The 14,466-nt window shown below is 63.0% G+C and carries 14 protein-coding genes; 8 read left to right on the forward strand and 6 right to left on the reverse strand.

The window, feature by feature from the left end; all coding sequences use genetic code 11:
* Positions 1 to 50: 50 nt before the first annotated feature.
* Positions 51 to 950, reverse strand: a complete 900-nt coding sequence (locus AC1RCO_RS18420; RefSeq protein ID WP_015636800.1) for a LysR family transcriptional regulator ArgP — start codon at positions 948 to 950, stop codon at positions 51 to 53.
* 110 nt (positions 951 to 1,060) lie between these two features.
* Between AC1RCO_RS18420 and AC1RCO_RS18425 the strand changes: the two genes are divergently transcribed.
* The 8 genes from AC1RCO_RS18425 (at position 1,061) to AC1RCO_RS18460 (ending at position 10,531) form a co-directional block, all read left to right on the forward strand.
* A complete protein-coding gene (locus tag AC1RCO_RS18425; protein WP_011063078.1) occupies positions 1,061 to 1,465 on the forward strand; it encodes an ACT domain-containing protein in 405 nt (134 codons plus the stop codon).
* A 2-nt stretch (positions 1,466 to 1,467) separates the two neighbouring features.
* On the forward strand, positions 1,468 to 2,070 hold the full coding sequence (locus tag AC1RCO_RS18430; protein ID WP_011063079.1) for a LysE/ArgO family amino acid transporter: 603 nt from the start codon (positions 1,468 to 1,470) through the stop codon (positions 2,068 to 2,070).
* Positions 2,071 to 2,246: 176 nt separating this feature from the next.
* Positions 2,247 to 2,843: a superoxide dismutase gene (locus tag AC1RCO_RS18435; RefSeq protein ID WP_011063080.1), complete on the forward strand. Its 597-nt coding sequence runs from the start codon at positions 2,247 to 2,249 to the stop codon at positions 2,841 to 2,843.
* 303 nt (positions 2,844 to 3,146) lie between these two features.
* A complete protein-coding gene (locus AC1RCO_RS18440; RefSeq protein ID WP_011063081.1) occupies positions 3,147 to 5,198 on the forward strand; it encodes a putative bifunctional diguanylate cyclase/phosphodiesterase in 2,052 nt (683 codons plus the stop codon).
* A 162-nt stretch (positions 5,199 to 5,360) separates the two neighbouring features.
* Complete coding sequence (locus AC1RCO_RS18445; RefSeq protein WP_011063082.1) at positions 5,361 to 6,701, forward strand: imelysin family protein; 1,341 nt, start codon at positions 5,361 to 5,363, stop codon at positions 6,699 to 6,701.
* A 200-nt stretch (positions 6,702 to 6,901) separates the two neighbouring features.
* The gene (locus AC1RCO_RS18450; protein ID WP_492617931.1) at positions 6,902 to 8,323 is read left to right on the forward strand and encodes a di-heme oxidoreductase family protein; all 1,422 of its coding nucleotides are present in this window, start codon (positions 6,902 to 6,904) and stop codon (positions 8,321 to 8,323) included.
* A gap of 43 nt (positions 8,324 to 8,366) precedes the next feature.
* Positions 8,367 to 9,431, forward strand: coding sequence for an imelysin family protein (locus AC1RCO_RS18455; protein WP_011063084.1), 1,065 nt, complete (start codon positions 8,367 to 8,369; stop codon positions 9,429 to 9,431).
* 2 nt (positions 9,432 to 9,433) lie between these two features.
* On the forward strand, positions 9,434 to 10,531 hold the full coding sequence (locus AC1RCO_RS18460; protein WP_072442944.1) for a DUF1513 domain-containing protein: 1,098 nt from the start codon (positions 9,434 to 9,436) through the stop codon (positions 10,529 to 10,531).
* A 62-nt stretch (positions 10,532 to 10,593) separates the two neighbouring features.
* Here AC1RCO_RS18460 and AC1RCO_RS18465 read toward each other — a convergent pair whose 3' ends face one another.
* The 5 genes from AC1RCO_RS18465 to colR all read right to left on the reverse strand — a co-directional run bounded on the left by AC1RCO_RS18465 (position 10,594) and on the right by colR (position 14,371).
* The gene (locus AC1RCO_RS18465; RefSeq protein WP_041119677.1) at positions 10,594 to 10,818 is read right to left on the reverse strand and encodes a hypothetical protein; all 225 of its coding nucleotides are present in this window, start codon (positions 10,816 to 10,818) and stop codon (positions 10,594 to 10,596) included.
* A gap of 2 nt (positions 10,819 to 10,820) precedes the next feature.
* Positions 10,821 to 11,534, reverse strand: coding sequence for a lipopolysaccharide kinase InaA family protein (locus tag AC1RCO_RS18470; protein WP_011063087.1), 714 nt, complete (start codon positions 11,532 to 11,534; stop codon positions 10,821 to 10,823).
* Between the two features lie 4 nt (positions 11,535 to 11,538).
* Entirely contained in the window at positions 11,539 to 12,219 is a 681-nt protein-coding gene (locus tag AC1RCO_RS18475) for a class I SAM-dependent methyltransferase (protein WP_065365517.1), read from the reverse strand.
* A 198-nt stretch (positions 12,220 to 12,417) separates the two neighbouring features.
* On the reverse strand, positions 12,418 to 13,698 hold the full coding sequence (locus AC1RCO_RS18480; RefSeq protein ID WP_065365284.1) for a sensor histidine kinase: 1,281 nt from the start codon (positions 13,696 to 13,698) through the stop codon (positions 12,418 to 12,420).
* A complete protein-coding gene (colR, locus tag AC1RCO_RS18485; RefSeq protein WP_011063090.1) occupies positions 13,688 to 14,371 on the reverse strand; it encodes a two-component system response regulator ColR in 684 nt (227 codons plus the stop codon). The genes AC1RCO_RS18480 and colR overlap by 11 nt, the downstream gene beginning before the upstream one ends.
* Positions 14,372 to 14,466 lie beyond the last annotated feature (95 nt).

Here is a 14,466-nt window from a genome sequence, read left to right on the forward strand (position 1 = left end):
AGTTAAAAATCAGTGCGCAAGCTGTCTACTTGCAGCTTGTCGCTTGACGCTTACGGCTGCTCCCAGGGCACCAGCCATTGTGCCGACAAACGTGCCAGGTGCTCGGTGAGCAGCCCCAGCAATTGGCCGCCGTTGCGCCAATGATGCCAGTACAGCGGCACATCGATGGGTTTATCCGGCAACAGTTCCAACAGCAGGCCCCGCTCGAGCTGCTCGCGGACCTGCAACTCGGGCACCAGCCCCCAGCCCAGGCCGGCCTCGGTCAGGCGAATGAAGCCCTCGGAAGACGGGCACAGATGATGCTCGAAAGCACCGTCCACGCCCAGGGAAGCCAGGTAGCGATGCTGCAGGAAATCGTCGGGGCCAAACACCAGCGCCGGTGTGCGCGGCAACTGCTCGGCACGCACGCCCTGGGGAAAATGCCGAGCGATGAATTCCGGGCTGGCCATGGCCCGGTAGCGCATGGCCCCCAGCAGCAGGCTGCGGGCCCCGGCCACCGGGCGCTCGCTGGCACAGACGCAGGCCGCCACTTCCCCGGCGCGCATGCGCTTGAGGCCGACGGTCTGGTCTTCCACCACGAGGTCCAGGAGCAGATGGTGCTCGGCGCAAAAATCGCCCACTGCGCCAGCCCACCAGGTGGCCAGGCTGTCGGCGTTGAGGGCGATGCGCAAGCGCTCCGGCAGGCCCTCCTCGTCCAGCGCCGGCACCAGGCTTTGCAGGTCGCGCTCCAGCAGGCGCACCTGCTGCACATGGTTGAGCAGGCGCCGGCCGATTTCCGTCGGCGCCGGCGGCGTCACCCGCACCAGCACTGGCTGGCCGACCCGGGCCTCCAGCAGTTTGATCCGCTGGGAAATCGCCGACTGTGACAAACCCAGCACCTGGGCCGCCCGCTCGAACCCTGCCTGCTCGATCACTGCGGCCAAGGCCGAGAGCAACTTGTAGTCGAACATCAGTTTTCCTAATGAGAGATCAGCAATATTGGTTTTTCTTATACAACCCGGGCCGGGAAAATAGCCAGCGTAAAGCCTCAGCAATGCCTCTTCGTTCAAGGATTCCGTTCATGGCCGGTGAAACCTCCCTCGCAACCCTGCTGCGCAGCATGAGCCCGCAGCTCAATGACGGCGAGTACGTGTTCTGCTCCCTCCCCGACCGCAGCCTGCTGCAGGACTGCGAAGTGCTGGGCAGTTTTCGCGAGCGCGAAGGCCTGACCGTGATTCTCCCGCGCCAGCAGGCCGAGCGCCTGGGCCTGGGCTTTGACTATGTAGCCGCCTGGATCACCCTCAACGTGCATTCGGCGCTCGAAGCCGTGGGCCTGACCGCTGCCTTCGCCGGGGCCCTGGGCAAGGCCGGGATCAGTTGCAACGTGATCGCCGGCTACTACCACGACCACCTGTTTGTCGGCCAGGCGGATGCCGGGCGGGCCATGCAGGTATTGCAGCAACTGGCCGCCGGCGAGGAGCAATAACCATGTGGCAAAGCTATGTGAATGGCCTGTTGGTGGCCTTCGGCCTGATCATGGCCATCGGTACTCAGAACGCTTTCGTCCTGGCCCAGAGCCTGCGCCGCGAGCACCACCTGCCGGTGGCGGCGCTTTGCGTCACCTGTGATGCGTTGCTTGTGGCGGCCGGCGTGTTCGGCCTGGCCACCGTGCTCACCCAGAGCCCGATGCTGCTGGCGGTGGCACGCTGGGGCGGCGCGGCATTCCTGATCTGGTATGGCGCCCAGGCATTGCGCCGTGCCTGCTCGAAACAGAGCCTGCAGCAGGGCGAAGGACAGACCGTGCGTTCGCTGCGGGCGGTGATGCTCAGCGCCCTGGCGGTGACCCTGCTCAACCCCCACGTGTACCTGGACACGGTGCTGCTGATCGGCTCGCTGGGGGCCCAGCAGACCGAACCGGGCGCCTACGTGGTGGGGGCCGCGAGCGCTTCGCTGCTGTGGTTCTTCACCCTGGCGCTGGGCGCCGCCTGGCTGGCTCCGTGGCTGGCGCGCCCGAGCACCTGGAGGATACTCGACCTGCTGGTGGCGGTGATGATGTTCAGCGTCGCCCTGCAGTTGATCAGCGCCGCGTGACTTATTCCAAAAGGCTCTGGAACCTCTATCCCACACAGTTGTTGCGTGGTTAAGCCGCACCCCCGGTGCTATGATCCGAACCCTGCGCCGCAAAGAGTACAAACTCCCCGGCGCTTGTCTGGCCGCCCGTGATCGGCCTTGCGCTCACCGCAACTGACCTGATTAGGAGAATCATCATGGCTTTCGAATTGCCGCCGCTGCCCTATGCACACGACGCTCTGCAGCCGCACATTTCCAAGGAAACCCTGGAATACCACCACGACAAGCACCACAACACCTACGTCGTGAACCTGAACAACCTGGTGCCAGGCACCGAGTTCGAAGGCAAGACTCTGGAAGAGATCGTCAAAACCTCTTCGGGCGGCATCTTCAACAACGCAGCCCAGGTCTGGAACCACACTTTCTACTGGAACTGCCTGGCGCCAAACGCCGGCGGCCAACCTACCGGCGCCCTGGCTGAAGCCATCAACGCTGCGTTCGGTTCGTTCGACAAGTTCAAAGAAGAATTCACCAAGACTTCGGTTGGCACCTTCGGTTCCGGCTGGGGCTGGCTGGTGAAAAAGGCTGACGGTTCCCTGGCCCTGGCCAGCACCATCGGCGCCGGCAACCCGCTGACCAGCGGCGACACCCCGCTGCTGACCTGCGACGTCTGGGAACACGCCTACTACATCGACTACCGCAACGTTCGTCCAAAATACGTCGAAGCGTTCTGGAACCTGGTCAACTGGAAATTCGTGGCTGAGCAGTTCGAAGGCAAGAACTTCGTCGCTTAAGTCCGTTTGCAGTGTAAAAAACCCGGCCTGGCCGGGTTTTTTTTGCCTGTGGCAAAGCCGGGATCTTGTCCCGCCCACCTGAAGCGCTAAGATTCATGGCAGGTAAAAAACAACGCCACCCCTCAAGTTGCAAGGCGTCGCTACCGACACACTATCCACAGCACGAGCAATCCTGATTCTGATCACCCGGGCCTGGCCCGCAGACATCCTGTTCTCGGCACTAATGTCACTTTGACGGCCATCACGGGATTGCCAATACTCATGGCAACTTGACGCTACACGCACGGAACAAGGAATAGCCCTTTGAAGCTGGAACTCAAAAACAGCTTGTCGGTGAAGTTGCTCCGGGTTGTGCTGCTGTCGGCACTCATAGTGGGCGTGGTCCTGAGCTGCGCCCAGATCGTCTTCGATGCCTACAAGACTCGGCAGGCGGTAGCTAGCGATGCCCAGCGCATTCTCGACATGTTTCGCGACCCATCGACACAGGCGGTCTACAGCCTGGACCGGGAAATGGGCATGCAAGTCATTGAAGGCCTGTTCCAGGATGACGCTGTGCGCATGGCCTCCATTGGCCACCCGAACGAGACCATGCTCGCGGAGAAATCCCGCGACCTGCAGAAATCCTCCAGCCGCTGGCTGACCGACCTGATCCTCGGTCAGGAACGCACCTTCACTACGCAATTGGTGGGCCGTGGCCCCTACAGCGAATATTACGGCGACCTGAGCATCACCCTCGACACCGCCACTTATGGCCAGGGCTTCATCGTCAGCTCGGTGATCATCTTCATTTCCGGAGTCCTGCGGGCCCTGGCCATGGGCCTGGTGCTGTACCTGGTCTATCACTGGCTGCTGACCAAGCCGCTATCGCGAATCATCGAGCACCTGACCACCATCAACCCCGACCGCCCCAGCGAACACCAGTTGCCCCTGCTCAAGGGCCACGAGAAGAACGAGCTGGGGATCTGGATCAATACCGCCAACCAGTTGCTGGCCTCCATCGAGCGCAACACCCACTTGCGTCACGAGGCGGAAAACAGCCTGTTGCGCATGGCCCAGTACGACTTCCTCACCGGCTTGCCAAACCGCCAGCAGTTGCAACAGCAACTGGACAAGATCCTGGTGGACGCCGGGCGCCTGCAACGCCGGGTGGCGGTGCTCTGTGTCGGCCTGGATGATTTCAAGGGCATCAACGAACAGTTCAGCTACCAGACCGGCGACCAGCTGTTGCTGGCCCTGGCCGACCGCCTGCGCGGCCACAGCGGCCGGCTTGGCGCCCTGGCGCGCCTGGGGGGCGATCAGTTCGCCCTGGTCCAGGCCGATATCGAACAGCCTTACGAAGCCGCGGAACTGGCCCAGAGCATCCTCGATGACCTGGAGGCCACCTTCGCCCTGGATCACCAGGAAATCCGCCTGCGTGCCACCATCGGTATCACCCTGTTCCCGGAGGACGGCGACAGCACGGAAAAGCTCCTGCAAAAAGCCGAACAGACCATGACCCTGGCCAAGACCCGGTCACGCAATCGGTATCAGTTCTATATCGCCAGCGTCGACAGCGAGATGCGTCGCCGCCGCGAGCTGGAAAAAGACCTGCGCGAGGCCCTGGCCCGGGATCAGTTCTTCCTCGTCTACCAACCGCAGATCAGCTATCGCGACCACCGTGTGGTGGGCGTCGAAGCGCTGATCCGCTGGCAGCACCCCGAGCATGGCCTGGTGCCGCCAGACCTGTTCATCCCCCTGGCGGAACAGAACGGCACCATCATCGCCATCGGCGAATGGGTGCTGGACCAGGCCTGCCGCCAACTGCGGGAATGGCACGACATGGGCTTCAGCGACCTGCGCATGGCGGTCAACCTGTCCACCGTGCAACTGCACCACGCCGAGTTGCCACGGGTGGTCAACAATCTGTTGCAGATCTACCGCCTGCCGCCCCGCAGCCTGGAGCTGGAAGTCACCGAAACCGGCCTGATGGAAGACATCAGCACCGCCGCCCAGCACCTGCTGAGCCTGCGCCGCTCCGGCGCCCTGATTGCCATCGACGACTTCGGCACTGGCTACTCGTCCCTGAGCTACCTCAAGAGCCTGCCCCTGGACAAGATCAAGATCGACAAGAGCTTCGTCCAGGACCTGCTGGATGACGACGACGATGCCACCATCGTGCGCGCGATCATCCAGCTGGGTAAGAGCCTGGGCATGCAGGTGATCGCCGAGGGCGTGGAAACTGCCGAGCAGGAGGCCTACATCATCTCCGAAGGCTGCCACGAAGGTCAGGGCTACCACTACAGCAAACCCCTGCCCGCCCGGGAGCTGGGGGCCTACCTGAAACAGGCCCAGCGCAGCAATGCGGCAATCCTCTGAGCCAGGCACGGCGCTGGCGAACCTGACCCAGCGCAATCCCCTGTTGAATAAGAAATATTTCCAGGCACAACCCTTTACACATAATGCAAATCTTTCGCATTATGTCGCAGCTTTTGCGCGCCCCCGCGCCGTCCACTCCCCTCTCGAAGCAGGATGTTCGCCATGATTCGTATGCCTCTGGCTACCGCCAGTCTGTTGGCCATCGCAATTTCCCTCGCCGGCTGCGGCGAAGGTAAAGACGACAAGGCTGCCGCCCAAGCGCCGACCCCGGCCACCAGCACTGCCACCCCAGCGGCCGATGCAGCCGGCAAGGTCGACGAAGCGGCTGCCAAGGCCGTGGTCGCGCATTACGCCGACATGGTCTTCGCCGTATACAGCGACTCCGAATCCACCGCGAAAACCCTGCAGACCGCCATCGATGCCTTCCTCGCCAAGCCCAACGACGACACCCTGAAAGCCGCCAAGGCTGCCTGGGTCGCCGCTCGCGTGCCTTACCTGCAGAGCGAAGTGTTCCGCTTCGGCAACACCATCATCGATGACTGGGAAGGTCAGGTGAACGCCTGGCCCCTGGACGAAGGCCTGATCGACTACGTCGACAAGAGCTACGAGCACGCACTGGGCAACCCGGGTGCCACTGCCAACATCATCGCCAACACCGAGATCCAGGTCGGCGAAGACAAGGTCGACGTGAAAGACATCACCCCGGAAAAACTCGCCAGCCTGAACGAGCTGGGCGGTGCCGAGGCCAACGTCGCCACCGGCTACCACGCCATCGAATTCCTGCTCTGGGGCCAGGACCTCAACGGCACCGGCCCTGGCGCCGGCGCCCGCCCTGCTTCGGACTACCTGGAAGGTGCCGGCGCCACCGGCGGCCACAACGACCGTCGTCGTGCCTACCTGAAGGCCGTGACCCAACTGCTGGTCAACGACCTGGAAGAAATGGTCGGCAACTGGAAGCCGGACGTGGCCGACAACTACCGAGCCACCCTGGAAGCCGAGCCGGCCGAGACCGGCCTGCGCAAGATGCTGTTCGGCATGGGCAGCCTGTCCCTGGGTGAACTGGCCGGCGAGCGGATGAAGGTTTCCCTGGAAGCCAACTCCCCTGAAGATGAGCAGGACTGCTTCAGCGACAACACCCACAACTCGCACTTCTACGACGCCAAGGGCATCCGCAACGTCTACCTGGGCGAGTACACCCGTACCGATGGCACCAAGATGAGCGGCGCCAGCCTGTCGTCCCTGGTGGCCAAGGCCGACCCGGCCGCCGACGCGGCCCTGAAAGCCGACCTGGCGGCCACCGAAGCCAAGATCCAGGTCATGGTCGACCACGCCAACAAGGGCGAGCACTACGACCAGCTGATTGCGGCGGGCAACGAGTCCGGCAACCAGATCGTGCGTGACGCCATCGCCGCCCTGGTCAAGCAGACCGGCTCGATCGAGCAGGCCGCCGGCAAGCTGGGCATCAGCGACCTGAACCCGGACAACGCCGATCACGAATTCTGATCCGCATTGCGCCAGGCAGAAAGGCGACCCTCGGGTCGCCTTTTTTGTGCCCGCCGCAGCCGTTTGCACAACCTGCAACATCGTTGCCTGCGCCCTGGCCAGCTTGTCCTGGGTCAAACCAAACGATAATTCCTCTTATTCAATCCAGGCCGCCCTGTTAGACTTTGCGCCCTTGTTTTGCTCGTCTTGCAGGATATCCGATGCCCTCGTTGCCGCTTCGCTGGTCCGCTCTGTTCATGGCCCTGAGCCTGAGTGCCTGCGATGACGCGCCGCGCTTTACCCAGGCCGAACCTGGAGAAGCCCGGGCGGGCGGCGCGACCACGGTCAACAAGAGCGATCGCAATGCCTTCTCCCTGCCGTCGGCCAACCTGCCACCCACCCGGCGCCTGGACTTCAGCGTCGGCAACAGTTTCTTCCGCAGCCCCTGGGTCATCGCCCCCTCCACCACCACCGCCCGCGACGGCCTCGGCCCGTTGTTCAACACCAACGCCTGCCAGAACTGCCACGTCAAGGACGGGCGCGGTCATCCCCCGGCGCCGGATGCGCTGAACGCAGTGTCGATGCTGGTGCGCCTGTCGATCCCCGACGATCCGGCCTTTGCCAGGCTCATCGAACAGGCAGGCATCGTTCCGGAGCCGGTGTACGGCGGCCAGTTGCAGGACATGGCCATTCCCGGGGTCGCTCCGGAAGGCCGGGTACGGGTGGACTACGATCCCCTGCCAGTACGCTTCCAGGACGGCACTCAAGTGGAGCTGCGCAAACCCAAGCTACAGATCACCGACCTGGGCTACGGGCCTATGCACCCGGACACGCGTTTTTCCGCCCGGGTGGCGCCACCGATGATCGGCCTGGGGCTGCTGGAAGCCATTCCCGAAGAGGCGATCCTGGCCAATGCCAGGCCGGCGAATAAAAATGCCATCGCCGGCCGGCCCAACTGGGTCTGGGATGACGCCCTGCAAAAGACCGTACTCGGGCGTTTTGGCTGGAAAGCCGGGCAACCCAACCTCAATCAACAAAATGTTCACGCGTTTTCTGGTGATATGGGCCTGACCACCCGCCTGAGACCCTTCGATGACTGCACCGACGCGCAAACCGCCTGCAGGCAGGCCCCCAATGGCAACGGCCCGGATGGCGAGCCGGAGGTCAGCGACAACATCCTGCGCCTGGTGCTGTTCTATACCCGCAACCTGGCGGTGCCGGCACGTCGCGATGTCGACTCGCCCCAGGTCCTGGCCGGCAAGAACCTGTTCTTCCAGGCCGGCTGCCAGTCCTGCCATACCCCAAGTTTCACCACCGCGGCCAACGCCGCCGAACCCGAGCTGGCCAACCAGGTGATACGCCCCTACAGCGACCTGCTGCTGCATGACATGGGCGAAGGCCTGGCGGACCACCGCACGGAGTTCAAGGCCAGTGGCCGCGACTGGCGCACCGCGCCGCTGTGGGGCATCGGCCTTACCGAAACCGTCAGCGGCCACACCCAGTTCCTGCATGACGGCCGCGCCCGCAACCTGATGGAGGCGGTGCTCTGGCACGGCGGCGAAGCCGAAGGCGCGAAACAACAGGTCTTGACCTTCAATGCCCAGCAGCGCGCCGCGTTGCTGGCATTCCTGAATTCTCTGTAACGCTCGACTCACACGTTTTCTCCACAATAAAGGGAGCCCGAACATGTTCCGCCCCAAACTGCTGTTCACCAGCCTTGCCGCACTCGCCCTGGGCGCCTGCTCGCCCCAGGACCCACAAGCCGTGACCTCGGCGGCCATCGCCAAGCAGGTCATCCTGCCGACCTACAGTCGCTGGGTCGACGCCGACCGCCAGTTGGCCATCAGTGCCCTGGCCTTCTGTGAAGGCAAGGAAAGCCTGGACACCGCCCGGGCCGACTTCCTCCATGCGCAAAAAGCCTGGGCCGAGCTCCAGCCGTTGCTGATCGGCCCACTGGCCGAGGGCAACCGCTCCTGGCAGGTCCAGTTCTGGCCGGACAAGAAGAACCTGGTGGGCCGTCAGGTGGAGCAACTGGTCACCGCCAACCCGCAGATCGATGCCGCCGCCCTGGCCAAGTCCAGCGTCGTGGTGCAGGGGCTGTCGGCCTACGAATACATCCTCTTCGACAGCAAGATCGACATGGCCGACAGCGCGCAGAAAGCCCGCTACTGCCCGCTGCTGACTGCCATTGGTGAGCGCCAGAAACAACTGGCCGAAGAAATCCTGTCGAGCTGGAACACCAACGACGGCATGCTCGCGCAGATGAGCAAGTTCCCCAACCAGCGGTACGCCGATTCTCACGAGGCCATCGCCGACCTGCTGCGGGTCCAGGTCACGGCTCTGGATACCCTGAAGAAGAAGCTCGGCACGCCGATGGGCCGTCAGACCAAGGGCATCCCGCAGCCGTTCCAGGCCGATGCCTGGCGCAGCCAGTCGTCCCTGCAGGGCCTGGAAGCCAGCCTCAGCGCTGCCCAGACGGTCTGGGCCGGGGTCGACAACAAGGGCCTGCGCGGCCTATTGCCTGCCGATCAGAAGCCTCTGGCCGACAAGATCGACGCCGCCTACGCCGCCTCGCTGAAACTCTTCGCCAGCACCCAGCGCTCGCTGACCGAAATGCTCAGTGACGACGCTGGCCGCCAGCAACTCAACGACCTGTATGACAGCCTCAACGTGGTCCACCGCCTGCATGAAGGCGAATTGGCCAAGGCGCTGGGGATCCAACTGGGCTTCAACGCCAACGACGGTGACTGATGATGCTGCGACGTCAGGCTTTGGCGCTGGGCAGCCTGCTGCTCAGTGCGGTGACCTTGGGCGGCTGGACGCTGTTCAAGCAAAAGGGCAAGCAGCCCCTGCTGCTTTCGGCCAGGGACGATGGTGACGGCAAGCATTACGCCGTCGGTTATCAACTGGACGGTAAACAGGTATTTGCCACCCAGGTCGGCCAACGTTGCCATGACATCATCAACCACCCGCAACTGCCCATCGCCCTGTTCGTGGCGCGGCGCCCGGGCACCGAAAGCTACCTGATCGACCTGCGCAACGGCGCGCTCCTGCAGACCCTGACCGCGCAACCGGACCGGCATTTCTACGGACATGCGGTGATCCACAAGAGCGGCGAATGGCTGTACGCCACCGAGAACGATACCCGGGACCCGGGCCGGGGCCTGCTGGGTGTCTACCGCTTCGAGGGTGAGCGCCTGGTGCACAGCGGCGAGCTGTCCACCCATGGCATCGGCCCCCACCAGGTGTCATGGATGCCAGACGGGGAAACCCTGGTGGTGGCCAACGGCGGGATCCGTACCGAAGCCGAAAGCCGGGTGGAGATGAACCTTGACGCCATGGAACCGAGCCTGGTCCTGATGCAGCGCGATGGCACGCTGCTGAGCAAGGAAACCCTGGCCCAGCAGATGAACAGCGTGCGCCACATGGGCGTTGCCGGCGACGGCACCATAGTCACCGGCCAGCAGTTCATGGGCGCCGCCCACGAATCCTCGGAACTGTTGGCGATCAAGCGTCCCGGCCAGCCTTTCGCCCCCTTCCCGGTAGCCCAGGAACAATTGCAGGCCATGGGGCACTACACCGCCAGCGTGGCAGTGCACAGCGACCTGCGGCTGGTGGCCCTGACCGCTCCCCGGGGCAACCGCTTCTTTATCTGGGACCTGGACAGCGGTGCCGTGCGGGTCGACGCCCCACTGCCCGATTGCGCCGGTGTCGGAGCGGTAGCCGATGGCTTCGTGGTGACCTCGGGACAAGGTCGCTGCCGCTTCTACGACTGCCGTCAGACGCAGATCGTGGCCAAGCCCCTGGACCTTCCAGCGGGCCTGTGGGACAACCACCTGCATCTGATCTGATCATTTCCGGGCAAACAAAAGGCCTAGCATTGCGAGGCCTTTTTCTAGGGGCTGAACAAGCTTCAACTCTGGGGTTTCAATCCTTGAGCCATGCCGAACATGAACAGCAACAGGTCATGATCGGGCTTGACCGCCACAGAGGCTTTGGCCACCCGCGGCAACGGGCAATGGGCGTCTCCCTGGGCGCTCAGGACCTGCGTGCGCGGCTGCTCCCAGGCAGCTACGGCCAAAGAAGCGACTGCCAAGGCTCCTGCCAGGAACAAACCTCGTGCAATTTCTAGCTTCATCGCTATAAACCTTTGATGGGGCTGCCAAACACCGTCTTGTAAAAGTAGTAGAGCTTTTGCCAGTCCGCGTCATTCCACGACGAATGGCGACGCAGTTGCTTGAGGTCATGGGCTGCGGCCCGGCGGCTGCTCAAGCGCTGGCGGCATTTCTCGAAATCCAGCAATGCGACTCGCACCTGAGCCTGCTCGCCCTCGCCGTCCACCCGTACGAAAACGTGCTTGGCGTACAGGCAACCATGTTGCCAGCGCCCTTTGTGCATGCGCGCCAGGGTCGCAGCCACCGCCTGCAACAAACGATCATGAAAGGCTTCACCGTGGCGCTCGCGCCCACCGGCGGCATACCAGTTGTCGACCTCCATGAAGCCCTCCAGCGCTGCGGTGACCAGCAACGCCTGCCATTGTCGCTCCGGGCCACGTCGGGCCCCGCAGAACACCAGTTCCGGGACCTCTACGTCCAGCAGGCGCAGGCCTTGCAGAGCTTCGCGCTCACGCAGGACCGTCGGTCGCCCGAAAGGGTGCAACCAACTGCGATGAATGTGCCCGATCTGCCGCTTGGCATAGAGCAGGCCGCCGCTACTGCTTTGAATGCGTTGGACGCCGCTCTCGCCGCCTCGACGCTGATTGGGTTCCTCGACCCATTCACCTTGTTTGTTCCAGAAGTATTCGAAGCAATCTGTGGGCGCGGCATCCAGTTCCGAAGCACATTCAACAGCCATCCTTTTACCTCTTGCGTAATACGTAGACCCGCCACATGGCGTAGAGCGGAAAGAAGTCCAGGTGTTCCTGGACACGAAAGCCGGCTTGCCTGAATTCTTCTTCGACCGTGGCCGCCGGTAACACGAAACGATTCTGGTAACCCTCCTGCCCAACTTCAGCCTGGCGCCTGCGCTCCATGCGCTTGCGTTTCCAGGCCTTGAAGTTGCCATCGACCCACAACGAGATGATCACGCTATCACGGCTGACCCGCTGAAACTCCCGTAGCAGCGCCATGCGGTGCTCCGCCTGGCCTATGTGGTGCAATAAACGCATGGAGAAAATGCAGTCCACGGCGTTGTCCGGCAAATCAATGGCAAACGCAGAGGTCTGCAAGGGCCGTACCCGTTTTACCACATCGGCCGGCTGGGCCACCGTGGCGGTACTCAGCATAGCTGCTGAATTGTCAGCGCCAATGATCACTCGATTGGTTTTTTCTGCCAGCAGAGGCCAGAAACGTCCGGCGCCGCAGGGCAGGTCCAGCACCAGCCCGGGTTCTCCCGCCAGAGACAGCGCAGTACGGGCCAATTGTTCGTCACGTTTGTGAGACAACTGCCGCGCCAGGCCATCCTGATGCTTGAGCAGGTATTCCTGGGCATGTTGGGCATCGTATTTGTCGGAAAATTCCAGCTTGATCGGCGTAGCCATCATCAAAGTCTCCTGCAACTGATGGCGCCACCTTAAGCAGCGACGTGTCAGCGACAGGTCATCCCTTTGTGAAAACTTCGTACCGTCCAACGAGGAAATATTTCAGGGTTTTACAGGCTGAGGACAGTGGCCTGGGGCCACTTAAGAGGAAAAAACGACAAGTGACCGGCCCCGTAGAACAGGGCCGGGAAAGAACAATCAGGCCTTGGCCGAGTTCAGCTGAACGAAAAAACGACAGCCATTGGGCGTCATGGTAGTGAGGCTGACAGTCCAGCCCTGGTTCTCACAGATCCGCTGCACCAGGGACAGCCCCAGCCCCAGGCCTTCCCCACGCTTTTCATCGCCCCGCACAAACGGCTGGAACATTGCCTCGCGCTTCTCCTCGGGAATGCCCACGCCGCTGTCCTCCACCACGAAGCCTTCCGGCAGCAGGGTCAGGCGAATGAACCCCTGCTCGGTGTAATGCAGGGCATTGCGCAGCAGGTTGCCCATCACCGCATGCAGGAAGGTCGCGTTGTAACGACTGTCACCCGGAGTTCCCGGCTCGAAGATCAGTTCGATTCCCTTGGCCTCGATGGCTTCTCTCCAGATCCCGATCAAGTCGCTGGCCGCCTGGCTCAGGGTCAACTGCGGCGACATGCTGGCGTCTTCACGCTGGGCCCGCGCCAACATCAGGAAGGTCTGAACCAGTTCGCGCATTTCTTCACAGGCGCGGGCTATGCGTTCGACCTGGGCCCGGCCACGGTGATCCAGGCCAGGATTTTCCAGCAGCAGTTCGCAGGAGGTGGCCAGCACCATCAATGGCGTGCGCAGCTCATGACTGACGTCACTGGTGAACAGCCGCTCGCGGCTCAAGGCCTGGCGCAAGCGCCCCAGGGTTGCGTCAAAGGCGATGGCCAGTTCGCCGACCTCGTCCGCGGCATAATCCGGCGCCAAGGGCGGGGCCAGCCCCAGCAACTGGTCCCGGTGACGCACCTGGCGGGCCAGGCGGACCACCGGCGCCATCACTCGGCGAGCCAGGACCCAGCCGAGAAACACCGCCAGCGCCAGGCTCAGGACAAAACCTACCAGCACCACGGCGAACAGCACCCGCTCGCGCTCTTCGAAATCGCTCTGGTCCTGCAGCAGCACATAGCGCCGACCGTCCACCACCTCGACCATGGCGTGATAGGACAACTCCTCGCGGAACACCTCGTGGAAACCCGGATCCAGATGGCGCAAATCCTTGGGCAGCTCGAAGTCGCCGCGCCCGCCACTGTAGTAGAACAACTGGTCGGGCTCGGGACGGTGACTCCAGTCGCCGACGTTATCCATCAGCAACAGGCGTTGCAGGTCACCGCCCAGGCCTGCGGAGATGAGCTTCTCCTCCACCAGGTGCACCGTCGCCACGATGCCCATGGCGAACGCCCCCGCCACCAGTGCACTCATCAACGCAAAGGCGATGATGATGCGCTGGGCAAGGCTCTGCTTAAACTCCATCTCGGCCCTCGGCCAGGCGGTACCCGACACCGTGCACGGTGTGCAGCAGCGGCTTGGCGAACGGCTTGTCGATCACCTGGCGCAATTGGTGAACGTGGCTGCGCAGGCTGTCGCTGTCCGGGCAATCGTCGCCCCACAGGGCTTCTTCGAGGATCTCCCGACGCAGTACATGGGGGCTTTTCTGCATCAGCACCGCCAGCAGCTTGAGGCCCACGGGGTTGAGCTTGAGCAAGCGGCCTTCGCGGGTGACCTCCAGGGTATCGAGGTCGTAGCTCAGGTCGCCAACCTGCAGCGACCGACGGCCACCACCCTGGGAACGGCGCATCACCGCCTCGATACGCGCCGCCAGTTCCGAGAGAGCGAAGGGTTTGAGCAGGTAGTCATCCGCCCCGGACTTGAAGCCCTGAAGGCGGTCGTCGAGCTGGTCGCGGGCGGTGAGCATGATCACCGGAGTATCACGCCGGGCGTCTTCGCGCAGGCGCTTGCACAGGGTATAGCCATCGATTCCCGGCAGCATGATATCGAGCACGATCAGGTCGTAATGCTCAGTGGCCGCCAGGTGCAACCCGGACAGGCCATCCTGGGCGCAATCCACGGTATAGCCCTTGAGCCCCAGGTAGTCAGCCAGGTTGGCGAGAATATCGCGGTTGTCTTCAACCAGTAGAATTCGCATCGGCACTCTCTCCGTACAGGGTTACGGCCATCTTGGCTCGCGCAGCTTAAGGCCAAGTCCGGCTCGCCGCCAGCCTTGTCGGCCGGTGCCTGGCA

This window comes from Pseudomonas sp. GW823-FHT03E05, from assembly GCF_058796855.1.

Coding starts and splice junctions, on each gene's coding strand:
- AC1RCO_RS18455 (WP_011063084.1), top strand. CDS start 8,367: ATGTTCCGCCCCAAACTGCTGTTCACCAGCCTTGCCGCACTCGCCCTG.
- AC1RCO_RS18420 (WP_015636800.1), bottom strand. CDS start 950: ATGTTCGACTACAAGTTGCTCTCGGCCTTGGCCGCAGTGATCGAGCAG.
- AC1RCO_RS18465 (WP_041119677.1), bottom strand. CDS start 10,818: ATGAAGCTAGAAATTGCACGAGGTTTGTTCCTGGCAGGAGCCTTGGCA.
- AC1RCO_RS18435 (WP_011063080.1), top strand. CDS start 2,247: ATGGCTTTCGAATTGCCGCCGCTGCCCTATGCACACGACGCTCTGCAG.
- AC1RCO_RS18425 (WP_011063078.1), top strand. CDS start 1,061: ATGGCCGGTGAAACCTCCCTCGCAACCCTGCTGCGCAGCATGAGCCCG.
- colR (WP_011063090.1), bottom strand. CDS start 14,371: ATGCGAATTCTACTGGTTGAAGACAACCGCGATATTCTCGCCAACCTG.
- AC1RCO_RS18430 (WP_011063079.1), top strand. CDS start 1,468: ATGTGGCAAAGCTATGTGAATGGCCTGTTGGTGGCCTTCGGCCTGATC.
- AC1RCO_RS18445 (WP_011063082.1), top strand. CDS start 5,361: ATGATTCGTATGCCTCTGGCTACCGCCAGTCTGTTGGCCATCGCAATT.
- AC1RCO_RS18470 (WP_011063087.1), bottom strand. CDS start 11,534: ATGGCTGTTGAATGTGCTTCGGAACTGGATGCCGCGCCCACAGATTGC.
- AC1RCO_RS18450 (WP_492617931.1), top strand. CDS start 6,902: ATGCCCTCGTTGCCGCTTCGCTGGTCCGCTCTGTTCATGGCCCTGAGC.
- AC1RCO_RS18475 (WP_065365517.1), bottom strand. CDS start 12,219: ATGGCTACGCCGATCAAGCTGGAATTTTCCGACAAATACGATGCCCAA.
- AC1RCO_RS18460 (WP_072442944.1), top strand. CDS start 9,434: ATGCTGCGACGTCAGGCTTTGGCGCTGGGCAGCCTGCTGCTCAGTGCG.
- AC1RCO_RS18480 (WP_065365284.1), bottom strand. CDS start 13,698: ATGGAGTTTAAGCAGAGCCTTGCCCAGCGCATCATCATCGCCTTTGCG.